The 22,829-nt window shown below is 73.6% G+C and carries 24 protein-coding genes; 11 read left to right on the forward strand and 13 right to left on the reverse strand.

All coding sequences use genetic code 11. The annotated features are described in order from the left end of the window. Positions 1 to 39: 39 nt before the first annotated feature. Both WCD41_RS29490 and WCD41_RS29495 read left to right on the forward strand, forming a co-directional pair. Complete coding sequence (locus tag WCD41_RS29490) at positions 40 to 708, forward strand: GntR family transcriptional regulator (RefSeq protein ID WP_337718824.1); 669 nt, start codon at positions 40 to 42, stop codon at positions 706 to 708. Positions 709 to 922: 214 nt separating this feature from the next. Further along, positions 923 to 2,236 (forward strand): MFS transporter, encoded by a 1,314-nt coding sequence (locus tag WCD41_RS29495; protein ID WP_337718825.1) that lies wholly within the window; start codon positions 923 to 925, stop codon positions 2,234 to 2,236. A 4-nt stretch (positions 2,237 to 2,240) separates the two neighbouring features. On the opposite strand, the gene WCD41_RS29500 is transcribed toward WCD41_RS29495, so the two are convergent. Beyond that, entirely contained in the window at positions 2,241 to 2,681 is a 441-nt protein-coding gene (locus tag WCD41_RS29500) for an Lrp/AsnC family transcriptional regulator (protein WP_337718826.1), read from the reverse strand. Between the two features lie 80 nt (positions 2,682 to 2,761). Here WCD41_RS29500 and WCD41_RS29505 point away from each other — a divergent pair, with 80 nt between their 5' ends. Both WCD41_RS29505 and WCD41_RS29510 read left to right on the forward strand, forming a co-directional pair. Further along, complete coding sequence (locus WCD41_RS29505; RefSeq protein ID WP_337718827.1) at positions 2,762 to 3,466, forward strand: AzlC family ABC transporter permease; 705 nt, start codon at positions 2,762 to 2,764, stop codon at positions 3,464 to 3,466. Continuing rightward, entirely contained in the window at positions 3,459 to 3,785 is a 327-nt protein-coding gene (locus tag WCD41_RS29510) for a branched-chain amino acid transporter permease (protein ID WP_337718828.1), read from the forward strand. The genes WCD41_RS29505 and WCD41_RS29510 overlap by 8 nt, the downstream gene beginning before the upstream one ends. Positions 3,786 to 3,801: 16 nt before the next feature. Here the strand turns inward: WCD41_RS29510 and WCD41_RS29515 are convergent, their stop codons facing one another. The 3 genes from WCD41_RS29515 to WCD41_RS29525 form a co-directional block, all read right to left on the reverse strand. Further along, complete coding sequence (locus WCD41_RS29515; RefSeq protein WP_337718829.1) at positions 3,802 to 4,302, reverse strand: nuclear transport factor 2 family protein; 501 nt, start codon at positions 4,300 to 4,302, stop codon at positions 3,802 to 3,804. A 117-nt stretch (positions 4,303 to 4,419) separates the two neighbouring features. Then, positions 4,420 to 4,845: an NUDIX domain-containing protein gene (locus tag WCD41_RS29520; protein ID WP_337718830.1), complete on the reverse strand. Its 426-nt coding sequence runs from the start codon at positions 4,843 to 4,845 to the stop codon at positions 4,420 to 4,422. A gap of 55 nt (positions 4,846 to 4,900) precedes the next feature. After that, positions 4,901 to 5,944 (reverse strand): beta-ketoacyl-ACP synthase 3, encoded by a 1,044-nt coding sequence (locus WCD41_RS29525; protein WP_337718831.1) that lies wholly within the window; start codon positions 5,942 to 5,944, stop codon positions 4,901 to 4,903. Positions 5,945 to 6,231: 287 nt separating this feature from the next. Here WCD41_RS29525 and WCD41_RS29530 point away from each other — a divergent pair, with 287 nt between their 5' ends. Further along, positions 6,232 to 7,113, forward strand: a complete 882-nt coding sequence (locus WCD41_RS29530) for a DedA family protein (RefSeq protein ID WP_337718832.1) — start codon at positions 6,232 to 6,234, stop codon at positions 7,111 to 7,113. Here WCD41_RS29530 and WCD41_RS29535 read toward each other — a convergent pair. Beyond that, positions 7,095 to 7,778, reverse strand: coding sequence for a haloacid dehalogenase type II (locus WCD41_RS29535; RefSeq protein WP_337718833.1), 684 nt, complete (start codon positions 7,776 to 7,778; stop codon positions 7,095 to 7,097). The genes WCD41_RS29530 and WCD41_RS29535 overlap by 19 nt on opposite strands. Before the next feature lie 77 nt (positions 7,779 to 7,855). Here WCD41_RS29535 and WCD41_RS29540 point away from each other — a divergent pair, with 77 nt between their 5' ends. After that, entirely contained in the window at positions 7,856 to 8,821 is a 966-nt protein-coding gene (locus WCD41_RS29540; RefSeq protein WP_337718834.1) for a D-2-hydroxyacid dehydrogenase, read from the forward strand. A 28-nt stretch (positions 8,822 to 8,849) separates the two neighbouring features. Here WCD41_RS29540 and WCD41_RS29545 read toward each other — a convergent pair whose 3' ends face one another. Together WCD41_RS29545 and WCD41_RS29550 are read right to left on the reverse strand one after the other, a co-directional pair. Then, positions 8,850 to 9,530 carry a TetR/AcrR family transcriptional regulator gene (locus tag WCD41_RS29545; protein ID WP_337718835.1) on the reverse strand — a complete coding sequence of 227 codons (681 nt, stop codon included), beginning with the start codon at positions 9,528 to 9,530 and terminating at the stop codon, positions 8,850 to 8,852. A gap of 58 nt (positions 9,531 to 9,588) precedes the next feature. Then, a complete protein-coding gene (locus WCD41_RS29550) occupies positions 9,589 to 10,497 on the reverse strand; it encodes an SMP-30/gluconolactonase/LRE family protein (RefSeq protein ID WP_337718836.1) in 909 nt (302 codons plus the stop codon). 83 nt (positions 10,498 to 10,580) lie between these two features. On the opposite strand from WCD41_RS29550, the gene WCD41_RS29555 reads away from it, so the two are divergent. The 3 genes from WCD41_RS29555 to WCD41_RS29565 are packed head-to-tail and all read left to right on the forward strand — an operon-like array spanning position 10,581 to position 12,876. Beyond that, positions 10,581 to 11,609 carry a thiamine pyrophosphate-dependent dehydrogenase E1 component subunit alpha gene (locus WCD41_RS29555; protein ID WP_337718837.1) on the forward strand — a complete coding sequence of 343 codons (1,029 nt, stop codon included), beginning with the start codon at positions 10,581 to 10,583 and terminating at the stop codon, positions 11,607 to 11,609. Next, positions 11,606 to 12,619 (forward strand): alpha-ketoacid dehydrogenase subunit beta, encoded by a 1,014-nt coding sequence (locus WCD41_RS29560; RefSeq protein WP_337718838.1) that lies wholly within the window; start codon positions 11,606 to 11,608, stop codon positions 12,617 to 12,619. Before WCD41_RS29555 ends, WCD41_RS29560 begins: the two co-directional genes overlap by 4 nt. Before the next feature lie 17 nt (positions 12,620 to 12,636). Next, on the forward strand, positions 12,637 to 12,876 hold the full coding sequence (locus tag WCD41_RS29565) for a lipoyl domain-containing protein (protein WP_337718839.1): 240 nt from the start codon (positions 12,637 to 12,639) through the stop codon (positions 12,874 to 12,876). On the opposite strand, the gene WCD41_RS29570 is transcribed toward WCD41_RS29565, so the two are convergent. Both WCD41_RS29570 and WCD41_RS29575 read right to left on the reverse strand, forming a co-directional pair. Beyond that, a complete protein-coding gene (locus WCD41_RS29570; RefSeq protein ID WP_337718840.1) occupies positions 12,873 to 14,384 on the reverse strand; it encodes a class I adenylate-forming enzyme family protein in 1,512 nt (503 codons plus the stop codon). The genes WCD41_RS29565 and WCD41_RS29570 overlap by 4 nt on opposite strands. A 26-nt stretch (positions 14,385 to 14,410) precedes the next feature. Continuing rightward, positions 14,411 to 15,757: an MFS transporter gene (locus WCD41_RS29575; protein ID WP_337718841.1), complete on the reverse strand. Its 1,347-nt coding sequence runs from the start codon at positions 15,755 to 15,757 to the stop codon at positions 14,411 to 14,413. Between the two features lie 164 nt (positions 15,758 to 15,921). On the opposite strand from WCD41_RS29575, the gene WCD41_RS29580 reads away from it, so the two are divergent. Beyond that, the gene (locus tag WCD41_RS29580) at positions 15,922 to 17,697 is read left to right on the forward strand and encodes a flavin-containing monooxygenase (RefSeq protein ID WP_337718842.1); all 1,776 of its coding nucleotides are present in this window, start codon (positions 15,922 to 15,924) and stop codon (positions 17,695 to 17,697) included. A 4-nt stretch (positions 17,698 to 17,701) separates the two neighbouring features. Here WCD41_RS29580 and WCD41_RS29585 read toward each other — a convergent pair whose 3' ends face one another. The 3 genes from WCD41_RS29585 to WCD41_RS29595 form a co-directional block, all read right to left on the reverse strand. Next, positions 17,702 to 19,624, reverse strand: coding sequence for a flavin-containing monooxygenase (locus WCD41_RS29585; protein ID WP_337718843.1), 1,923 nt, complete (start codon positions 19,622 to 19,624; stop codon positions 17,702 to 17,704). 75 nt (positions 19,625 to 19,699) lie between these two features. Then, positions 19,700 to 20,467 carry an enoyl-CoA hydratase/isomerase family protein gene (locus WCD41_RS29590; protein WP_337718844.1) on the reverse strand — a complete coding sequence of 256 codons (768 nt, stop codon included), beginning with the start codon at positions 20,465 to 20,467 and terminating at the stop codon, positions 19,700 to 19,702. A 10-nt stretch (positions 20,468 to 20,477) separates the two neighbouring features. Continuing rightward, positions 20,478 to 22,007 carry a class I adenylate-forming enzyme family protein gene (locus WCD41_RS29595; RefSeq protein WP_337718845.1) on the reverse strand — a complete coding sequence of 510 codons (1,530 nt, stop codon included), beginning with the start codon at positions 22,005 to 22,007 and terminating at the stop codon, positions 20,478 to 20,480. Between the two features lie 166 nt (positions 22,008 to 22,173). On the opposite strand from WCD41_RS29595, the gene WCD41_RS29600 reads away from it, so the two are divergent. Beyond that, positions 22,174 to 22,425, forward strand: a complete 252-nt coding sequence (locus WCD41_RS29600) for a DUF3040 domain-containing protein (protein WP_337718846.1) — start codon at positions 22,174 to 22,176, stop codon at positions 22,423 to 22,425. A 16-nt stretch (positions 22,426 to 22,441) separates the two neighbouring features. Here WCD41_RS29600 and WCD41_RS29605 read toward each other — a convergent pair whose 3' ends face one another. After that, positions 22,442 to 22,684 (reverse strand): hypothetical protein, encoded by a 243-nt coding sequence (locus WCD41_RS29605; protein ID WP_337718847.1) that lies wholly within the window; start codon positions 22,682 to 22,684, stop codon positions 22,442 to 22,444. Between the last annotated feature and the right edge of the window lie 145 nt (positions 22,685 to 22,829).

Consider the following 22,829-nt stretch of genomic DNA (forward strand, 5'->3'; position numbering starts at 1 on the left):
GCGGACCATCCCCCGGCCGGGACGGCGTGGAGCAGCTCGATGACCGCGGTGCAACCGACGAAGCGCGACCAGATCGTCGACGAGCTGCGCCGACGGATCCTCTCCGGCGACCTCGCCCGCGGCGAGCGGATGCCCCAGGACGATCTCGCGCGGCAATTCGGCGCGAGCATCACCCCCGTCCGCGAGGCGCTGCGCCAGCTCGAGGCCGAGGGCCTGGTGATCTCCGAGCCCCACCGCGGGGTGCGGGTGTCCGGGGTGGACCTGGACGAGGTCACCGCCACCTACGTCGTCCGCCGGCTCACCGAGGCCTACGCGATGCGCCGGGCCACCTCGCGGGTCTCCCGGCGCGACCTCGCCCGGGCCCGCCGGCTGCTCGAGGCCGACCGGTCGGACCCGGCCGTCGCCCGCGACCTCAACCGCGAGTTCCACTTCCTCTTCTACGAGCGCTGCGGGATGCCGGCCCTGGCCGAGCGCATCGCGGGCAACTGGCGCGCCTTCCCGTGGGACCTCATGCTCAGCTCCCCGCGGCGGGCCGAGGAGTCGCATCGCGAGCACCTCGACATCCTCGCCGCGGTGGAGGACGGCGACGCCGACCGTGCCGGCGACGCCACCGAGGTGCACCTACGCCACGGGTTCAGCGCGATCCTCGAGCAGCTCACCGGCCGGGCGGGCCCGGACCCGTTCGACGTCGACGCCGACATCGACTGACGTCCGACGCCGCCCGCAGCACCGTCGCCGCGGTCGCGGTCCCGACGCCGTCCCGGTGTGCGCTCCGCCCGATGACGCACGGTCGGTGTGGTGCTGACGGCCCACTCCTCCGACGGTTCCTTGGTGAAGCCTTGACCCTGGTCGGTCACCCACCGTTCCATGACGGTCACCCGACGACGCCATCGTCGGCCGCCTCGACGAAGAGGAGCCCGTCATGACCAGCGCGACCCTGCGCGTCCCCCGTCGCGTCGCCGCCGCGAGCCTGGTGGGGACGACGATCGAGTGGTTCGACTTCTTCATCTACGGGACCGCGGCCGCGCTGGTCTTCAACAAGGTGTTCTTCCCGTCGGTCGACCCGGCGCTCGGCACCATCGCCGCGCTGGGGACGTTCGCGACGGGCTTCATCGCCCGGCCGATCGGCGGGGCGGTGTTCGCGCACTTCGGCGACCGTGTCGGCCGCAAGCCGATGCTGGTGTACTCGCTGCTGCTGATGGGGGTGGCGACCGTCGGCATCGGCCTGCTCCCGGGCTACGGGACGATCGGCATCCTCGCCCCGGTGCTGCTGATCGTCCTGCGGTTCGCGCAGGGCTTCGGCGTCGGTGGCGAGTGGGGCGGCGCCGCGCTGATGGCCGTCGAGAACGCCCCCGACGGCCGGCGCGGCTTCTACGGCAGCTGGCCCCAGGTCGGCGTGCCGCTCGGGCTGGTCCTGGGCACCGGGTCGTTCCTCGTGCTCGACCTGACCGTGTCCGAGGCGGCCTTCATGTCCTGGGGCTGGCGCATCCCGTTCCTCGCGAGCGCCGTGCTCATCGGCGTTGGCATGTGGATCCGGCTGACCGTCGCCGAGAGCCCGGTGTTCCAGCGCGACCAGGAGAAGCGCGAGGCGAGCCGGATGCCCGTGCTTCAGGTGCTCAAGGAGCACCCGAAGCTCATCTTCCTGGCGGCCGGGTCGTTCGTCGCCACCAACGCGACCTTCTACATCAGCTCGGTCTGGCTCGTGTCCTACGCGACGACCCAGCTCGACTACGAGCGCAGCACGATCCTCGGGGCGAACACGCTACTCTCGGCGTCGGACATCCCGATGATCCTGTTGCTCGGCCTGCTCTCCGACAAGGTCGGCCGGCGCCCGATGTTCCTCGCCGGCATGGCCCTGCTCGCGCTGTTCTCGATCCCGTACTTCCTGCTCGTGCAGACGGGCGTCATCGGGCTCTTCATCCTCGGCGGGCTCGTCGTGCAGGTCTGCCGCAGCGCGGTGTACGGGCCGCAGTCCGCGTACTTCGCCGAGCTCTTCCCGACCCACCTGCGCTACAGCGGCGCGTCGCTCTCGTACCAGATCGCGTCGATCGTCGGCGGGGTCGCGCCGGCCATTTGCGGCATCCTGGTGCTCTGGACCGGCAGCCTGATGTCGGTCGCGGGGTTCACGGTCCTGCTCGCGCTGATCTCCCTGGCCAGCAGCTGGGGCATGACCGAGACGCTGACGCGCGGCCTCGACGGCCCCACCGAGAGCTCGCGGGTCGCCGCGCAGGCCTGACGGGTCACCCTCTGCTCTTGATCGTCTTCATGGTCAGGTGCGAGTCGATCTTCGCCAGCCCCGTGGCCCGGCCCAGCCGGTCGGTCATGAACGTCTCGTAGGACGCGAGGTCCCGGCAGGCGACCCGCATGAAGTAGTCGGGCAGCCCGAACATCCGGCGCAGCTCGACGACCTCCTCGAACGCCGACACCTGCTCCTCGAACGCGAGGAAGACGTCGCGGTGCTTGCTGACGAGGTCGACGTTGACCAGCACCTCGAACGCCCGCCCGTCGAGCTCCGGGTCGATCTCGGCCCGGTAGCCGGTGATCACGCCCTCGTCCTCGAGCCGCCGCACCCGGCGCAGGCAGGGCGCCGGGGTGAGCCCGACGCGCTCGGCCAGGTCGACGTTCGGGATGCGGGCGTCGACCCGGAGCACGGCGAGGATTGCGCGATCGAGGGCGTCCACGCACCGATGATGCGCCATCGGGGGTGACAACGCCCCGAATTCGCCATCGGGTGGCGCGCGGTCCGGCCTACCGTTGCGACGTGCTCGACGGACGGACCTCCCCCGCCACCGATCTCCGCGATGCCGCGCGCGACGTCCTGCCCGTGGGGGCCGGGATGTTCGTGCTCGGCAGCAGCTTCGGGCTGCTCGTCGTCGGCTCCGGGCTCGCGTGGTGGTGGGCGCCGATCTTCAGCGGCATCGTGTTCGCCGGCTCGGCGGAGTTCCTGCTGGTGGCCCTCGCCGCCGCCGGCACCCCGCTCGCGGCGATCACGGTCACCACCCTGCTGGTCAACGGGCGGCACGCGTTCTACGGCCTGTCCTTCCCGCTGCACCGCGTCCGCGGGCGGGTCGCGCGCGCCTACTCGGTCTTCGCCCTCATCGACGAGGCCTACGCCCTCGCCACCAGCCGCCCCGCGGCGTCCCTGACCGGGCGCCGGATCGTCGCGGGTCAGGTGATGCTGCAGGTCAGCTGGGTCGGCGGCGGGCTGGTCGGCGCGCTGGCCGGCGCCCGGTTCGCGATCGACGTCCCAGCGCTGGACTTCGTGTTCACGGCACTGTTCGTCGTGCTCGCCACCGACGCCGTCCGCTCCGGGCGCGAGGCCACCGGCCCCCTGCTCGCCGTGGCGTGCGCCCTCGTCGCCCGGCTCGTCGCGCCCGGCGAGATGCTGCTGGTGGCGATGGCGCTCTTCGTCGCGGTGCTGCTGGTGCGGTACCGCCTGACGTCGACGGGCACCGCCGATGCCTGACGCCGGATACCTCGCCGCCGTCGTCGCCGTCGGGGCGGGCGTCACGCTCGCCCTGCGCGCCGCCCCGTTCGCCGTGATGCGCACGCTGCGGTCGTCGCCGCTCGCCGGCTACCTCGCGCGCCACCTGCCCGCGGGCGTGATGCTGATCCTCGTCGTCTACCTGCTGCGCGACCTGCCGGTCGACCGGCCGCTGCTCACCCTGCGCGTGCTCGTGCCGGTCGCGGTGACGGCCGCCGTGCACCTGTGGCGGCGCAACGCGCTGCTCAGCATGGCCGCCGGCACGGCCGTGTACGCCGTCGCGCTCGCGGTCGTCCCCTGAGCGGTCCTCTCGACGGCTACGCCGGCACCGGCCCCGGCAGCACCGGCGCGTCGAAGGCCTCGCGGGCGAACGACGGGTCGCCCCAGCCGCTCTCGGCGCTCTTCGCGGTCCAGGAGGCGTACTCGTACATCGAGGCGATCAGCCCGTCGCGCACCTCGAAGACGAACACGAAGTGGTTGGCGACGTCCTCGCCGCCCAGGTTGCCCTCGACCCGCGCCTCGACGACGACCAGCGGACCGTTGGCGGCGACGCGGTGGCCCTCCAGCCTGGCGCCGCGCACCTGCTCCTCGTGATGGGTGCCGAACATGGCCTCGGCGGTGGCCTTGCCGCGCAGCACGCCCTCCGGCGCGCCGGGCTCGGTGGACGGGACCGGGATCATGATCCGGACGTCGTCGGCGAGGAGGTCGACGAAGTCGCCCCACGCCCCGGTGGCGGCCCCGCGCTGCAGGCCGGCGAAGGCCGCCTCGGCGACCTCCAGGGCTCGCGTGACCGGTGGCTGGACCTCGATTCGCGTCACGGCGCATCCCCTCGGGCTCGGAGGACGTCCGGCGGTGACGTCCCGGAGCACGTCACCGTGGCACGGTTTCCCGTGACGCCTCGTGGTCCGGTCCCGCTCAGCGGGACCGGAGCGCCCTCAGCCCGCCGTGGCCTCGCCGTCCGCGAGACGCGGCAGCACCTGCTGCCGGAAGAACCGGCCGTCCGCCGGGTTCGACAGGGTGTCCGCGACCGCCTCCGGGGCGATCCAGCGAGCCTCCGGGTTGTCCGGGTCCCGCGGCCGCAGCTCGGCCTCGGGGCTCCGGAACAGGAACAGCGTGATCGTCTTGCGCTCGGGAAGGCCGTGGCGGAAGCCCAGCCGCGTGAACGACCCCAGCTCGTCGACCAGGTCCAGCTCGGTGAGCCCGCACTCCTCGTCGATCTCGCGGCGGGCCGCGGCGAGCACGTCCTCGCCCGCCTCGACGTGCCCCTTCGGCAACGACCACGTCCGGGCCGGCTGGCGGACGACCGCCACCCGTCCGCGAGGGTCGACGACCACGCCTCCGGCGGCAGCACTGCGCAGCACGCCCGCAGTGTGCCCGTTCGCGCGGCGCGGCGTTCGGCAACGGGCGCCCCTCGCCCTACGAGGCGAGCGACGGGGCCCTTCGCCCGGACGGCGGAGACGCGGGCGGCGCGAGGACCGCCGGCAGGCGGACCACCTGGGCCGCGAACGTCAGCCCGGCGCCGAAGCCCATGAGCAGGGCGCCGTCACCGGGCGCCGCGCGGCCGGCCGCGAGCAGGCCGTGCATCGCCAGCGGCACCGAGGCGGCCGAGGTGTTGCCGGTGTCGACGACGTTGTCGGCGACCGCCACGTGCTCGGGGAGCGCCAGGGCGCGGACGAGGGCGTCGGTGATGCGGGCGTTGGCCTGGTGCGGCACGAACGCCCCGAGCTGCTCGGCCTTCACCCCGGCGCGCTCCAGCGCCTCCTGCGCGAGCGGCACCATCCGCGACGTCGCCCACCGGAACACGGTGGGGCCCTGCATGCGCAGACCGGGGAACTCGCCCGGCGTCACGTCCTTCCAGGTCGGCTCCTGGACGATCAGGTCGGCCTGCGACCCGTCCGCGCCCCAGGCCACGGGCCCGATCCCCGGCTCGTCGGAGCGGCCCACCACGACGGCACCCGCCCCGTCGCCGAAGATGAAGGCGGTCGAGCGGTCGGCCGGGTCGACGATGTCGCTCATGCGCTCGACCCCGACGACGAGCACGTGCTCCGCGGTGCCCGAGGCGATCAGCGACGCCGCGAGCTCGAGGGAGTAGCAGAACCCCGCGCACGCCGCGCCGACGTCCATCGCGGCCCCGTGCACCGCCCCCACCGCGTGCGCCACCCGCGTCGCCACCTGCGGGGAGGTCGCCGTGTGGGACATCGTCGCCACGAGCACCACGTCGACGGCGCCGGCGTCCACCCCCGCGGCGGCGAGGGCGTCGCGCCCGGCGGCGCTCGACATGGCCACGAGCGACTCGTCCTCGCCCGCGAAGCGGCGCGACCGGATCCCGGACCGGGCGAGCACCCACTCCGGGTCGACGTCGAGGCGCCGGCACACCTCGACGTTGTCGACCTCCCGTCGCGGCCGGTAGGCGCCGAGCCCGAGCATCGCCGCGCCGTGCACGGTGTTCCGGGAGATCATCGGTGGTGTTCCTCCGAACATCGTGGTCGTCATGACCACGGTGACCCGCCCCGTCGGTTACTCGGAAGTCCTACTAATTGGTACGGACGTGCGTCGCCTCACAGTCCCCTCTCCTCCCTGAGACGGAGGGCGGGACGGGAGATCGTCCCGGCGGCCGAGGCCACCCCGACCGCCGCGCCGCGACGATGACGTCCGGCGGGCAGACGGCTTGACCGTGCCGTGGCGGCATGGTGTCGACTGACCGTCGGATTTTCTGGAGCGAGCCGGATCGACGGGTGGAGCTGGAGATGACGGGCGCAGGCGCCGGTACGGAGCGGGACGACCTCACGGAACCGGTCGACGACGACGCGACTCCCACCGAACGCACCACGACGGACACCCCGGAGGAGTCCGCGCCGGCGAGGAAGAAGCGCTTCCGCTGGCGCAAGGAGGACTACACCGAGGAGGAGTGGGAGGAGGCGCGGCAGGCCATGCGCAAGGCCGTGCCGTGGGACGGGCCGATGAAGGGGGGCGACTGGTTCCTCATCATCGCGACCTTCTCGATCGTGGCGCTGAACCTGGCGTCGATGCCGTTCCGGCCGTTCCTGCTCGCGTCCCACCCGATCGGCCTCGCCGCCGTCACCGGCAGCCTCTCGGCGGTCGGGGCGGGCGCCGCCTTCGCCGCGATCGGTCAGGGCCCGCTCTGGCTGGTGATCGTCGCCGGCGTCTTCGGCATGATCAAGTTCGACTGGCTGTTCTGGCTCGCCGGACGCCGTTGGGGCGCGAAGATCGTCGAGATGTTCGCCCCCGGTGACGTCGCCCAGCGGTTCGTGGGCTGGGTCCGCTCGGCGCCGCCGTGGGTGATGGGCCTGGCCGTGGTCCTCTCCGCCCTGCCGGGCATCCCCGCGCCGGCGGTGTTCGCGCTGGCGGGCCTGGGGCGCATGCGGCTGGTCTCGTTCCTGGTCCTCGACGCGATCGGGGCCGCGCTGATCGCCGGACTGGTCGCGGGGCTCGGCTACGGGATCGGCCAGCACGCCGTCGACGTCGTCCTCGCCGTCGACCGGTACGCGCTGTGGATCACCCTCACCCTCGTGGTCGTGGTGTCGGTCCGCGCCGGCATGAAGGCCCAGCGCGAGCAGAAGGCGCAGAAGGCCGCCGAGGCCCGGGAGGGTCAGGACGCCGCCGGCTGACGCCCGTAGGTCGCCAGCAGTGCGGCGACGTCGGCGAAGTGGTGGTCGAACGCGTCGTCCGGCGCCGGCGCGTCGCCACCCGGGCGGTCCAGGTACGCGGTGCGCAGGCCCGCGGCCCGGGCCGCCCGCAGGTCCCAGGAGTGCGCGGCGACCATGAGGACGTGCTCCGGCGGGCGGGCCACGTGCGCGATCGCCGCCCGGTAGACCGCCGGGTCGGGCTTGTAGCTGCGGACCGTCTCGGTGGAGAGCGCGGCGTGCCAGCGCAGGCCCGCGTGCGCGTCGAGGCGCAGCAGGGTCGCGTGGTCGGCGTTCGACAGCGCGACGACCGCGTACCGCGCGGCGAGCCGCTCGAGCAGCTCCGCGGTGTCGGGCCACGCGTCCAGGCGGGCGGTGACCGACGCGGCACGCTCCAGGTCGGCGACGTCCGCGTCGGGGGCCACCCGCAGCGCCGCCTCGCGGTCGAGCACGTCGGCCGTCACGTAGGCGCGCTCACCGGCGACGACGCGGCGGTGCTCGGTCGCGACGTGACGGTGCCAGTCCGCCACACCGGCCTCGAGTCGCTCGCCGTCGGCGCCCGGCACGAGGGCGGCGACGGCGGCGCGCAGTCCCCCGTCGTGGTCGACGAGGGTGCCGAGGACGTCGAAGACGACGGTGTCGATGGTCATCCGGACCTCCGGTGTCCGTCACGGGCTCGAGCTGATGGTGGACGATCGTCACCGACCGAGCCAGTGACGGAGGCGCCATGAAGATCGTGATCGGCGGTGCCTCGGGCCACGACGACGTCCCCGTGCTGGCGAGCCTCGCGGACCGGCACGAGGTCGCCTTCGCCCCGGACGACGCCGCCCTCCAGCACCACCTCCCGGGCGCCGAGGTGTTCGTCAGCTGGACCTTCCGCGGCTCCGGCCTCGAGCGGCACTGGGCGCTGGCCCGCGAGCTGGCATGGGTGCACTGGTGCGGCGCGGGCGTCCGGCCGGCGCTGTTCGACGCGATGGTCGCGAGCGACGTCGTCCTCACCAACGCGCGCGGGATCTTCGACCGGGCCATGGCCGAGTACGTACTCGGCACGGTGCTGGCCTTCTCCCTCGACCTGCCCCGGTCGCTGGAGGAGCAGCGCGCGCGGCGCTGGACCCACCGGCACTCGGAGCTGCTCTTCGGCACCACCGCCGTCGTGTTCGGGGTCGGGGCGATCGGCACGCGGATCGGGGAGCTCCTCGCGGCCGCGGGCGTCGCGGTGCACGGCGTCGGGCGCACGGCGCGCGACACCTCCACCGTCTTCGGGCGCGTCCACGGGCACGCCGAGCGGTTCACGCTGCTCGCCGACGCCGACTGGGTGGTCGCCGTCCTGCCCGACACCCCCGGCACCGAGGGGTACTTCGGCGCCGCGGAGTTCGCCGCGATGCGGCCGTCGGCGCGGTTCGTCAACGTCGGGCGCGGGAGCACGGTCGTCGAGCCGGACCTCGTCGCGGCGCTGCGCCGCGGGCGGATCGCCGGCGCCGCGCTCGACGTCGTCGCCGAGGAGCCGTTGCCGTCGGGCAGCGAGCTGTGGGCGCTGCCCCAGGTGATCGTGACGCCGCACATGTCGGGCGACTACCGGGGCTTCGAGGACGACCTGTGCCACCAGTTCCTCGGCCTCCTCGCGGCCCACGAGGCCGGCGCGCCGATGGACAACGTCGTCGACAAGCACGCCGGATACGTCCCGACGCACTGACCGGAGGCGCCGACGGCCTGCGCGGACCTCAGCCGGGACGGGCGGGCGAGAGCGAGGACAGCGCCATCGCGATGAAGTCCTCGCCGAGATCCTGCAGCGTGCGGGCACCGTCGGGCCGGTACCAGCGATGCATCCAGTTGAACATGCCGATGATGCCGAGGACCGCGACGGCGGGGTCGATGTCCGCGCGGAACACCTCGTCCCGCACGCCCGAGGAGATGATCTCGGCGAAGGTGCGGCCCGAGCGGTCGGCGTTGTCGCGGATGCGGTCGGCCTCCGGACCCGTCATCACCGTGTGCACGTTCTCGGCGAGGAAGACGAACAGCTCCGGGAGCTCGGCCATCGTGCGCACGTACTCCCGCAGTGCCGACTCGAGGCGCTGCGGCGCCGGCTCGGGCAGCGCCGCCACCTCGTCGAGCCGCTCGCGCAGCGTCTCGAGCGGACGGTGGAGCAGCCCGACGAGCAGCTCCTCCTTCGTGCCGACGTAGTAGTAGAGCGTCGCCCGGTTGACCCCGACCTCGAGGGCGACGTCCTCCAGGGTCGACGGGCTGTAGCCCAGCCGCTGGAAGACCCGGGCGGCGCCCGCGAGGATCTCGGCCCAGCGCTCGTCGGACCGGCGACCGCTGGCCGTCCGGCGTTCGAGCCGGCGCCGGGCGATGTCGCTGTCCGGGGCGTCCGGCGCGGTACGGCGCCGGCGTGACGCGGACACGGGCGATCGCCCTCCCTCGGCTACGGGCGGACCCGGTGGTGGCCGGGCCTCGCCCGCGTCACCCTAACGGCCGGGCTCCGGCGGGCGATCCGGCCGACACGCCGACCGAGCCGGTGTGCAGCGGGAGCGGGTCGACGCCGAGGTCGAAGGCCACGAGCCGTCCGGTGCGCGCATCGGTGACGTGGAGCCGGCCGTCGCCGCCCACGCAGCAGTTGGTCGGCTGGGTCCCCTCCCCCGTCGCGAGCGTCTCGGCGAGCTCGCCCCCGACGTAGGTGAAGACGGCCCGGCCGACGCTGCCGCAGACGTAGAGGCGCCCGGCGGCGTCGAAGCACAGCCCGTCGGGCATCCCGCCCGGCAGCGTCAGCACCTTCTCCGGGGTCCCGAACGTCCCACCGTGCACGTCGACGGCGAGGACCCGGCGCGTCAACGACTGCGCGACGTACAGGCGCCCGTCGGGGCCGAAGGCGAGCCCGTTGGGCATCGCCGGGACCTCGAGCGCACCGAGCACCGCGCCGTCCGGCCCGAGGGCGACGACGTGACCCGCCGCGACGTCGGGCAGGTCCTCCCAGTTCGCGCTGTCGGAGACGTAGAGCGTGCCGTCCGGGCCGAAGCACAGGTCGTTGGGCCGGTGCGGCGACGGCCCGGGCAGGTCGCCGCTGACCGCCGTCACCGTCCCGTCGGGCTCCACGCGCTGCACGCAGCCCGGTATCTGCCGCGGCGCGTGCCAGAACCCCCTCCCCTCCGCTGAGAGCCCGCCGTTGTTCGCGACGTAGAGCTCCCCGGAAGCGCCGAGCGCGCTGCCGTTCGGCGCCCCGCCGCAGTCGCCGAGGACGGTCACGCCGCCGTCGGGCGCGACCACGCTCAGCGCCTCGCCCTGCATCTCGACCACCGCCACCGAGCCGTCGGGCCGCCAGGTCGGCCCCTCCGGGAAGCGCAAGCCCTCGGCGACGATCGATGCCTCGCTCATGGACATCGACGCTAGGACCTTCCCGAGCACTGCGTCAACGTTTATGCTGACGACTTGCACACCCGACGACGAGGGGCCAGGCCATGACCGACGGCACCGCCGCCGACCCGCCGCCGGAGCTGGCCGGCGCCGAGGGGACCGCGCTCGCGCGCGAGATGATGCGGCGGATGCAGCGCGTCCGCCTCTTCGAGGAGGCGACGATCGCGCTGTTCGGAGCCGGCGAGCTGCCGGCGATGGTGCACCTGTCGATCGGCCAGGAGGCCGCGGTCGTCGGCGCCTGCCTGGCCACCCGGACCTCGGACTTCATGACGGGGAACCACCGCTCCCACGGGCACCCGATCGCGAAGGGCGCCCGGCTCGACGCCCTGATGGCCGAGCTGCTGGGCAAGGCGACGGGGGTGTGCGGCGGCAAGGGCGGCAGCATGCACCTGGCCGACTTCTCCGTCGGCAGCCTCGGCGAGTCGGGCATCGTCGGCTCCGCGATCCCCGTCGCCACGGGCGCCGGGCTCGCGGCGCAGGTCCGCGGCTCCGGGCAGGTCGCGCTCTGCTTCTTCGGCGACGGCGCCGCCAGCGAGGGCGTGCTGCACGAGTCGATGAACATCGCCGGCGTCTGGGACCTGCCGGTCGTCTACTTCTGCGAGAACAACGGCTACGCCGTCAGCCTCACCGCGCAGGAGTCGCTGTCGGTGCCCGACGTGGCGATGCGCGCGGCGGGCTACGGCATGCCGGGCGTCACCGTGGACGGCCAGGACGTGCTCGCCGTGTTCCGCGCGAGCCGCGACGCCGTCGAGCGCGCCCGTTCGGGCGCCGGACCGAGCCTGGTCGAGGCGAAGACCTACCGGTTCCACGAGCACGCCTACGGGCTGGTCGTGCCCCAGCCCTACCGCGACCAGGCGGTCGTCGACAGCTGGTTCGACACGGTCGACCCGATCACGCTGTTCCACGACCGGCTGGTGGCGTCGGGCGTGCTCACCGCCGACGAGCTCGGAGCGCTGCGCGACGAGGTCGCCGCCGAGGTGGAGGACGCGGTGGCGTTCGCCCGCCGCTCGCCCTACCCGCCGCCCGAGGCGGCCTGGACCGACGTCTACGCGCCCTCGGCGGTGACGGCGTGAGCGCGCCCCCGGCGAGGAATCCCACCCGCGCACGGCAGCTCGGCTTCCTGCAGGCGATCAACCGCGCCCAGCACGAGGAGATGACGCGCGACGGGAGCGTCGTGCTGATGGGCCAGGACCTGCGGGCCAACGTCTTCGGCGCCGCGGCGGGCGCCCTCGACGCGTTCGGCCCGGCGCGCGTGCGCGACCTGCCGCTGGCCGAGGCCGGCTCGGTCGGCGTCGCCGCGGGGGCGGCGATGGCGGGCCTGCGCCCGATCGTCGACCTGACCGTCGCGAGCTTCGTCTTCGGCGCGATGGACCAGTTCGTCTCGCAGCTGGCGAAGGCGCGCTACATGTTCGGCGGCCAGGCCACCCTGCCCGTGGTGGTCCGCGCGGCGCTCTACTACCAGGGCGGCACGGCCGGCCACCACGCCGACAGGCCCTACCCGATGTTCATGAACGTGCCCGGCCTCAAGATCATCGTGCCGTCCACCGCCCCGGACCTGCTCGGCCTGCTGAAGTCGGCGATCCGGGACGACAACCCGGTGCTGTGCTTCGAGGACGCGAACCTGTGGGGTCGCAAGGGCCGCGGTCCGGCGATCCCCGACGACGTCGAGCACCTCGTCCCCCTCGGCTCCGCCGCGATCCGCCGGCCCGGGACCGACGTGACCATCGTCGGCATCGGGCTCGGGAGCTATCTCGCCCTCGAGGCCGCGGAGGAGCTCGCGGCCGAGGGCGTCAGCGCCGAGGTGATCGACCCGCGCACGCTGGTGCCGATGGACTGGCCGACCATCCTCGGCTCCGTGGGCCGCACCGGGCGCTGTGTCGTCGTCGACCCCGCGAACCGCACCTGCAGCGCCGCGAGCGAGATCGCGGCGCGGGTGGTGGAGGACTGCTTCGGCGCCCTGCGCGGCCCCGTCGCGCGGGTCACCACCGACGACACCCACGTGCCCTTCAGCCCCGCGCTCGAGAAGCAGATCTACCCGACGCAGGCCAAGGTCGTCGCCGCCGTCCGGCGCGCGCTGGCCTGAGCACCCCGAGGAGAACGATGGCCCGCCACGAGGTACGGCTCCCCCAGCTCTCGATGGGCATGAGCGACGCCGAGATCGTCGACTGGTACGTCGAGGACGGCGAGGAGGTCGCCGCCGACGCCGACCTCGTCGAGATCGAGGCGGAGAAGGCCCGTCAGATGATCGTGGCGCCGCACCCCGGCACGGTGCGGGACCTGCAGGGCGACTGTGGCGACGTCGTCGAGGTCCGCGGACTGCTCTGCGTCATCGAGAGCTAGGACCGCTCCCGCAGGACGCGCTTGAGCACCTTGCCGCTCGCGTTGCGCGGCAGGTCCTCGTGCAGCACGAACGCGGCGGGCACCTTGTATCCCGCGAGGTTCGCGCGGCAGTGCTCGCGCACGGCCGTCTCGTCGAACTCCTCGCCCGGCGCGGGCACCACGTGGGCGCGCACGGTCTCGCCCCAGTGCGGGTCCGGGCAGCCGACGACGGCGGCGTCGCGGACCGCGGGGTGGGCGGCGAGGACGCCCTCGATCTCCGCGGGGTAGATGTTCTCGCCACCTCGGATGATCATGTCCTTCTTGCGGCCCGCCAGGTAGAGGTAGCCCTCCGCGTCCCGGCGCGCCATGTCCCCGGAGCGGAACCACCCGTCGCGCAGGACCTCCGCGGTGGCCTCCGGCGCCCCGAGGTAGCCGTCCATCACCGCGTCCGCCCGCGTCGCGATCTCGCCGACCTCGCCGTCGGGCACGTCGCCCCAGTCGTCGTCGCAGAGCCGCAGGTCGACGCCGAACGCGGGCCGGCCGATCGAACCGAGCAGGTGCTCCCGCCCGTCGAGCGCCCGCCGGTGGTCCTCGGGGCCGAGGATCGTCTGGATGCCCGCCTCGGTGCCCGCGCCGAAGGCGTTGATGAAATCGCACCCGAAGCGGTCCATGGCGCGCCGCAGCAGTGCGGGTGACATCGGGGACCCGCCGTAGACGATCGTCTGCAGGGACGGGAAGTCGGAGGCCGCCACGAGCGGCTCGGCGAGCAGCGAGTCGATCATCGTGGGCACCAGGAACACCTGGCTGAGCTCGCCGGAGGCCATCCACCGCGCGACCGTGGGCGGGTCGAACCGCGGCAGGGTCAGCGAGGCGTAGCCGCGGGCGATGCCCGACAGCAGCCAGTACATCCCGGCGATGTGGAAGTACGGGGCGGCGGAGTAGTGGAACGTCTCCCGCGTGAGCCCGGTCGCGACGACGGTGGTGGCGGCGAGGTGCTTGCCGAAGCACTGGGAGTGGACGGCGCCCTTGGGTGTCCCGGTCGTCCCGCTGGTGAAGGCGAGGCACACGGGGTCGGTGTCGTCGACGGCGACGTCCACCTCGACGTCGTCGCCGCGCTCGAGGAGCTCGCCGTAGGAGACGTCGCCCGCGTCGGCGTCGTACCCGACCGTCGCGACGAGCCCGGGGACGTCGACCGCGGCGACCATCTCGGCGTAGCGCCCGCTGAAGAAGAGCACCTTCGGCGCGGCCGCGTGCAGCACGGTCCGCAGCTCGGGCCCCGCGAGGCGCGGGTTGAGCGGGACGAAGACGGCGCCGAGCTTCAGGCACGCGAGCAGCGTCTCGACGTACTCCGGGGAGTCGGTGGCGAACAGCGCCACGCGGTCGCCCTTGCCGACCCCCAGGCCCGCCAGCCCGGTGGCCACCCGGTTCACCCGCCGGTTGACCTCCGCGAAGGTGCTGTGCCCGGTGTCGGTGACGAAGCACCGTGCGCCGGGGGCGTAGCGGGCCTGGATGCGGATCCAGTCGGCCATCCGCAGGGTCGGCGACATGCGCGCGGTCAGGCCGGGGTCACGTCGGGATCGGCGACCGCCGGCACCGGGTCCGCGGTCGGTGCCGCGGTGGTGTCCCGCATCGTCGCGGCGACGACGAGCCCGACGGCGGCGACGACGAGCAGCAGCGCCGCGGACGCGTAGCGGCTGCCCGTCAGCTCAGCGCTCAGGGCGGACAGGTACGGCCCGAACCCGGCGCCGAGGGCGCCGCCCAGGCCGTAGCCCAGCGCCGCGCCGGTGTAGCGCACGCGGGTGGGGAACGACGCGGTGAACGACGCGAACGCGGGCACCGCGACCGACCCGCCGATGCAGACGAAGACGATGAAGCCGGCGACGCCGAGCACCCCGGCACCCTCGGGGGCGCCGACCGCGGCCATCATCGGGAAGACGACGACGGCGGCCAGGACCAGCAGCAGGATCTGCACGCGCTGCCGGCCGTAGCGGTCGACGAGCTTCCCCGTGAGCAACATGCACGGCATGGCGCTGATCATGCCGACCGACGCGAACCGGGCGGCCTCGCCGGGCGACAGCCCGCCCGCGGTCTGCAGGTAGATCGGCAGGTACGCGGCCGAGAAGTAACCGATGAACAGCACCGACGCGGCGAGCACGACCACCCGGGCGAGCGCCAGCGGGTGCTGCCGCACCACGTCGCGCACCGGCGTCCGCGACGCCGTCTCCTCGCGCTCGGCGCTGCGCTTGAACTCCGGCGAGTCGTCGAGGCGCGTGCGCAGCACGAGGACGAGCACGGTCAGCGGCAGCGAGAGCAGCAGCGGGATGCGCCACCCCCACGCGCCCATGATGTCGTCGGCGATGACGAGCGTGACGACGCCGACGACGGCCGGGGCGAGCGCCGCACCGAGGGCGTTGCCCAGCGGCGTGATCGCGCTGAGGAAGCCGTGGTTGCGCCGCGTGCCGTGCTCGGTGACGAACGTGGCCGACCCCATCAGCTCCCCGCCCGCCGAGAACCCCTGCAGCAGGCGCAGGGCGACCAGCAGGACGGGCGCCAGCACACCGATCGTCGCGTAGGTCGGCAGCAGGCCGATGACGAACGTCGCCGTCCCCATGGTCACGACGGTGGCGATCAGCGCGAAGCGACGCCCACGCCGGTCGCCGAGCCGGCCGAAGAACAGCCCGCCCACCGGCCGCGCGAGGAACCCGGCGCCGAGGGCGAGCAGCGCGGCCAGCACCCCGTTCGACGGGTTGTCGGCCGGGAAGAACAGAGGCGCCGTGAACACCACGAGGTAGGTGTAGATGGCGAAGTCGTACGCCTCGATCATCGTTCCGAGCATGCCGGCGGTCCCCGCGCGGCGAGCTGACTGGTGGCCCCGGGAGGCCGGTGCCTCGGCTGTGGACATGGCGTTCTTCTTTCGTCAACACCAACGTAGACGTTGAAACAGTGGCGGGAAGTCAAGGTCAAGTCAAGACGTCGACCGGCAGATCCAGCGTCTACGTTGACGTTGACTCGACGGGGCCGGCACCGCGACGATGCGGAGCGGGGACGACGAGGAGGAGCCGGGACATGCCGGACGGCAAGGGTTTCGAGGCGATGGACTTCGTCGCCTCCGCGGGCGTGGACCCCGAGCGCGTCGACGCCGAGGCGCTCCGGGAGCGGTACCGCGCGGAGCGCGCGCACCGGGTCGACACCGACCGGACCGCCGTCGTCGAGCTCACCGGCGAGCGGGCGCGCTGGGCCGCCGACCCCTTCACCGCGCCGGTCCCGCGCGCCCCGGTCGCGGACACGGTCGAGCTCGTCGTCGTCGGGGCGGGCTTCGGTGGCCTGCTCACCGCCATCCGGTTCCGCGAGCTCGGCTTCACCCGCATCCGGCTGATCGACACCGCCGGGGACGTCGGCGGGGTCTGGTACTGGAACCGCTACCCGGGCGCCATGTGCGACGTCGACGCCCTCACCTACCTCCCGCGCCTGGAAGAGACCGGCTACGTGCCGCGCGACCGGTACGCGAGCGCGGGCGAGATCCTCGACTACGCCCGGACCCTCGCGGCGCAGCACGACCTCACCGACCTCGCGCTGTTCCACACGACGGTGACGGGCCTGCGCTGGGACGAGGGCGCCGGCCGCTGGATGACCACGACGGACCGGGGCGACGAGATCGCGTCGACGTTCGTCATGGTCGCCGACGGCTACTTCAACCGGCCCCGGATCCCGGCGATCCCCGGCCTCGACGACTTCCGCGGGCACACCTTCCACACCAGCCGGTGGGACCACGCCTACACCGGCGGGGCGGACGGGGGCCCGCTGACCGGCCTCGCGGGCCGGCGGGTCGGCGTCATCGGCACCGGCGCCACCGCCGCGCAGGTCGTGCCGCCCCTCGCGCGCGGCGCCGAGCATCTCGTCGTCTTCCAGCGCACGCCCTCGACGGTCGGGGTGCGCGCCAACGGGCCGCTCGACCCGGGCGTCGTCGCGGACCTCGCGCCGGGCTGGCAGCAGGAGCGCATCCACAACTTCAACGCCATCGTCTCCGGCCGCCGCCAGCCCGTCGACCTCGTCCGGGACGGCTGGACCGACTACCACCAGGCGCAGCGGGCGAACCTGCTGCACATGGAGGCGCTGCGGGCGCGCGTCGACGCCACCGTCGACGACCCGGTGACCGCCGAGGCGCTCAAGCCGTACTACGCGTACTTCTGCACGCGCCCGGTGTTCCACGACGAGTACCTCGAGACCTTCAACCGCCCGAACACGACCCTCGTCGACACGGGCGGACGCGGCATCGAGCGCCTCACCGAGCGCGGGGTGGTGGTCGGCGGCGAGGAGTACGCCCTGGACTGCCTGGTGTTCGCGACCGGGTTCGAGTACGGCACGGCCTACACCCGCAAGACCGGGTTCGACGTCGTCGGCCGCGACGGGCTGCGCCTCTCCGAGAAGTACGCGACGCGGTTCTCGACGCTGCACGGGCTGATGAGCCGCGGTTTCCCGAACCTCTTCATGGTCCCCGGCGGCAACATGCAGTCGGCCGTGACGCTCAACGTCCTGTACACGCTCGACGAGAACGCGCTGCACGCGGCACACGTCGCCGCCGGGACGCGCGGGCGCGGGGCGCGGTGCTTCGACGTCGACGCCGAGGCGGAGGAGAAGTGGGTGGCGGAGTGCGTCGCGCACGCCCGCGACAACGCGGAGTTCCTCGAGTCGTGCACGCCCAACCGCTTCAACGCCGAGGGCGACCTGTCGCGGCGGGCCCTCGCGAACGCCAACCACCCGCTGCCGGTGCTCGAGTTCTTCGACCTCCTGCGGGCGTGGCGCGACGAGGGCTCGATGCCGGGGCTCGTGTTCGACGAGTAGGCCCTCAGGCCACGTGCGCGGTGTCCCGCCGCTTCTCGACCACGAAGTCGTCGAGGCCGGACTCGCGCATGAAGTGGTGGAAGTCGACGTTGCGGAACGGGCTGTTGACGGTGACGCGGCCGCGCGCGTTGCGGTAGTACGTCGACATCCCCGGGTGGGTCCACACCATCGACGCGTGCGCCGCGTCGACCTCCGCGTTGTAGGCGGCGTGGACGTCGCGGCGGCACTCGATGCTGCCGGCGCCGGTGCGGAACATGTCCTCGAGCAGCCGGCGCACGTACGCCGTCTGCTGCTCGAGGACGACGATGAAGCTCCCGCCGTGGCCGGGCTGCAGGTTGGGGCCGTAGAGGCAGAAGAAGTTCGGCAGGTCGGGCACCACCGTGCCGAGGTAGGCCTGCGCGTCGTCGTCGTCCCAGATCTCGCGGATCGTGCGGCCCGACCGGCCGCGGAGATCCAGCGTGCCCAGGAAGCGGACCACGTCGAACCCCGTCGCCGCGACGAGCACGTCGACCTCGTGCTCGACGCCGTCACCGCCGACCACCGAGTGCGGCCGCACCTCCGCGGCGCCGTCCGCGGTGAGCGTGACGTCGTCGCGCCGCAGCGCGCGGTACCAGCCGTTGTCGAACAGCATCCGCTTGCCGTAGGGCGGGTAGGTCGGCAGCACCTTCGGCAGCAGGTCCTGCCGGTCGCCGAGCTCGGCGCGGATGTAGCCGGTGAAGAACTCGCGGTGGCGGTCGTTGACCGCGTTGAGCGACCGCTCGGGATGCGGCCATGCCGGGTCCCGCTGCAGCGTCGGGTGGAGCTTGTCGTTGAAGTTCCAGAACAGCCGCAGCCGGTACCACAGGCGGTAGAGCGGGACCGTCGTCAGCAGCCAGCGCAGCGCGTCGGGCACCGGCGTGTGGAACTTCTCGAACGGCACGATCCACTGCGGCGAGCGCTGGTAGACGTGGACCTCCTCGGCGTCGTCGACGATCGCCGGCACCACCTGCATCGCGCTCGCGCCGTTGCCGATCACCGCGACCCGCTTCCCGCTGACGTCCAGGTCCTCGGGCCAGTCGCCGGTGTGCGCCCGCTCGCCCGCGAAGGTGTCGAGCCCGGGCACGCTCGGCCAGACCGGACGGGCGAACGCCCCGACCGCGCTGATCAGCACGTCGGCGCGCAGGGTCCGCAGCGCCCCGCCGGGGCCCCGCACGTCGACCTCCCACGCCTGCGCCGCCTCGACCCACCGCGCGGCGAGCACCTCGGTGCGCAGCCGGACGTGCGGGCGGACGCCGAGGTCGGCCGCGGCGGAGGAGAAGTAGTCGTGGAGGGTGTCGCGCAGCGAGAAGTACGCCGGCCAGTCGTAGGTGTCGTAGAACGAGTAGCTGTAGAGGTGGCTCGGGGTGTCGACGCCGCAGCCGGGGTACCGGTTGCGCCACCACGTGCCGCCGATGGCGTCCGCCTTCTCGAGGATCGTGTAGTCGACGCCCATCCGGTCCAGCTCGACGCCGATGGCGATGCCCGAGGCCCCCGCGCCGACGACGATCGCCCGGAACCCGGGCGGCGGGACCGCCTCGGCCGGCGCGGGCCGCCCGGCGTCGCGCTCGGCGGGGAGCCCGAACACCTGACGCAGCATCGGGCCGTACTCCTCGGGGACGGCCTGGGCCATCGAGACCGACAGCATCCGCCGCAGCAGGGCCTCCGACGGCTCGGGGATCGCGGGCGCCCGGCCCTCGAGCCACGCGGTGATCGCGGCCGCGGCGGCGTCCCGGATCTCCTGCTGCACCGCGGCCGGCAGGCCGGCGTCGTCGTGGTCGCTCATCCCCCGGGCGCGCGTCGGGCGGTAGGGCTCCTCGAGCCAGCGCTCGTCGCCCGTGAGCTGCACGAGCATCGGGAGGAGCGACGGGATGTTGGCGATCGCCACGGCCTCGTCGACCGGCGCTTTCATGGGGACGTCCTTTCCTCGCCGACGGCCCGAGCGTAGGTCGGCGAGCCTCCCTACGTCAACGTTGACGCTGACGAATCACGACCGCCGTCGCGCGGCCAGGACCGCCGCGAACTCCGGCCCCGCCATGGCCTGCTCCTCGAGGGCGAGCCCGTAGTCGAGCGCGCGGGCCGCCGCGTCCTTGAGCGCGAGGTTGAGGACCCGCTTGGTGCTCTGCAGGGCGAACGGCGGCAACGCCGCCCAGTGCCGGGCCGTCGCGGTCGCCGTCGCGAGCACGGCCGCGTCGTCGACGACCTCGGTCGCGAGGCCCATCGCGACGGCCTCCTCCGCGGTGAGCACCTCGGCGCCGAGAACCAGGCGCTTCGCGCGGTTGACGCCGAGGATCGCCGGCCACAGCGCCGCGCTGCCGTTGCCGGCCGTCACCCCACCCGCGACGTGCCGGTCGCCGAGGCGCGCGGAGCGGGCGACGACCGCCGCGTCGGCGAGCGTCGCGAGGATCGCCCCCAGCCCCAGGGCGTCCCCGTTGACCGCGGCGACGACGGGCTTCTCGAGGTCCAGGAGGGTCTCGACGATCAGCCGCGCCTCCTGCACCGGCGTCAGCCCGGTCAGGGTCGTGAAGGTCCGCGACGCGCTGCTGTCGCCGCCGCGGCAGAAGTCCTCCCCCGCGCCCGTGAGCACGACCGCCCGGACCCGGTCGTCGGCGCGGGCCCGCACGAACAGGCGGGTGAGCTCGGAGTGCATCGCGTCGTCGACGGCGTTCCCGTGCTCGGGTCGGTCGAGCGTCAGCGTCGCGATCCCGTCGTCGACGGCGATGCGGACGCGCGTGAACTCCTGCTGGTCGAGCATGGTTCCCCCACTACGGCTGCCGCCTGAGCTCGCGCTTGAGCACCTTCCCGCCGGCGTTGCGCGGCAGGGCGTCGGCGACGACGAAGAGCGCGGGCACCTTGAATCCCGCCAGCCGTGACCGGCACCAGGCCCGGACGTCGTCCTCGTCGAAGCGCGCCCCGTCGCCGACCACCACGTGGGCGCGGACGATCTCGCCCCAGTGGTCGTCGGGCACCCCGACCACCGCGACCTCGCGGCACGCCGGGTGCTCGGTGAGCACGTCCTCGATCTCGAGCGGGTAGACGTTCTCCCCGCCGCGGATGATCATGTCCTTCCGGCGGCCCGCCAGGTACAGGTAGCCGTCGGCGTCCCGGTGGGCGAGGTCGCCGGTGCGCAGCCGGCCGTCGACGAGCACCTCGGCGGTGGCGTCGGGCCGGCCCAGGTAGCCGTCCATGGTGGCGTCGGCACGGAAGACGAGCTCGCCGACCTCGCCGTCGGCGACCTCGCGCAGGTCGTCGTCGCAGACCCGCAGGTCGACACCGGTGACGGCCCGCCCGATCGAGCCCAGGAGGTGCTCGCGCCCCGCGAGGGCGAGCCGGTGGTCCTCCGGGCCCAGCGTCGCGGAGCACCCGCCCTCGGTGCTGCCGAACATGTTGAGGAAGTCGCAGTCGAACACCGCCATGGCCCGGCGCAGCAACGCCGGCGACATGGGGGCGCCGCCGTAGCCGATCGAGCGGAGCGCGGAGAAGTCCCCGGTCCGCACCGCCTCCTCCTCGAGCAGCATGCTGATCATCGTCGGCACGAGGAAGACGTCCGAGAGCTCTCCCGACGCCATCCACCGGGCCACCGTCGACGGGTCGAAGGCCGGCAGGATCAGCGAGGCGTGCCCCCGGGCGATGCCCGCGAGCACGTAGTTCATGCCGCCGACGTGGAACAGCGGCGAGGCCGTGTAGTGGCACGTCGTGCTCGTCATCCGCCGGTCGACGAGGCACTGCGTGACCAGGTGCTTGACCATGCGCTGCGAGTGCACGACAGCCTTCGGCAGCGCGGTCGTCCCGCTGGTGAACGCCAGGCACACCGTGTCCGCGTCGTCCACCTCGACGTCGATCGCGCGGTCCTCGCCCCGCGCGACCAGGTCGTCGTAGGCGTGGTCCCCCGCGTCCGAGTCGTAGCCGACGGTCGCCACCAGCCCGGGGACGTCGAGGGCGCGCACCATGTCGGCGTAACGGTCGCTGAAGAACAGCACCCTGGCCTGCGCGGTGGTCAGCAGCGTCTGCAGCTCGGGCCGGGCGAGGCGGAAGTTCAGCGGCACGTAGACCGCGCCGAGCGCCAGGCACGCCAGCAGCGTCTCGACGTACTCCGGGCGGTCGGTGGCGAACAGCGCGACCCGGTCGCCCTTGCCCACGCCGAGGCGGGCCAGCTCGCCCGCCAGCCGGTTGACCCGGCGGTCGACCTCGCCGAACGAGCGGACGCCCTCGTCGGTGACCAGGCACGGTCGGTGCGGGCTGTTCCGCGCGTGGATGCGCACCCAGTCCGCCATCCGCACGTTCCGCTGCACCACACCGACCCCGCTCGTCCGCGGACCGTCATCGCCGGCGTTGACGCTAGTGGGGCGTCCCGCGTGGCGTCAACGTTGTCGCTGACGGAGTGGACTCACGCGGCGCGGGTGAGGCGGCCGCCCCGCGCCCGGGCCCACGATCGGCCCGGACCCCGGGGAGGTGTCGGCCGTGCTCGACGATCGCGAACGCGAAGAGCTCGAGGAGATCGAACGGGCACTGCTCGCCGATCCCGGGCTGCGGCGACGACTGACGGGCCGGCGGGTCCACCGGGCGGTGCGGACGCCCCTGCTCGTGGCGTGCGTGGCCTTCCTGGCCGTCGCGGCCGTGGGCCTGCTGATCCTCGGGCTGCCGCTCCAGTCGATCGTCGTCGCCCTGATCGCCTGGTGGCCCTGGCGGGTCCTGCGCCGGCAGCGCCGCTGATCGTCACGACGGGCGGTCACGACGGGCGGGCGCGGCGGGCGACGTAGAACGCGGGCGCCGTCGTCGTGGTCCCGCACTCCGGGCAGGAGCGCTGCTCGTAGCGGCCGCCGTCGGTCAGCTCCCCCGGCGGGAAGCGCCGCAACCGACCACGGCACCGCTCCCCCGGGCAGATCAGGTCCTGGTGCCACACCAGGTGCTCGACGCTCGACGACGGGTCCTCGCCGAACCGGAGGTGCTGCCTGACGTCGTCGTCGCCCATCCCGTCGAGGGTCGCCTCCCCCGGGCGCGGCGATCCCGCGCCGACCGGGAAATAGTTCCCGGAGCGGTGGGGCAGGTCGGGCTCGAACCGACGACCTGACGGATCGAGAACTCAGCCGGCTCATCGCTGCCCAGGCGTACCGGAG

This window comes from Actinomycetospora aeridis (assembly GCF_037400275.1).
Taxonomy (GTDB): Bacteria; Actinomycetota; Actinomycetes; order Mycobacteriales; family Pseudonocardiaceae; genus Actinomycetospora; species Actinomycetospora aeridis.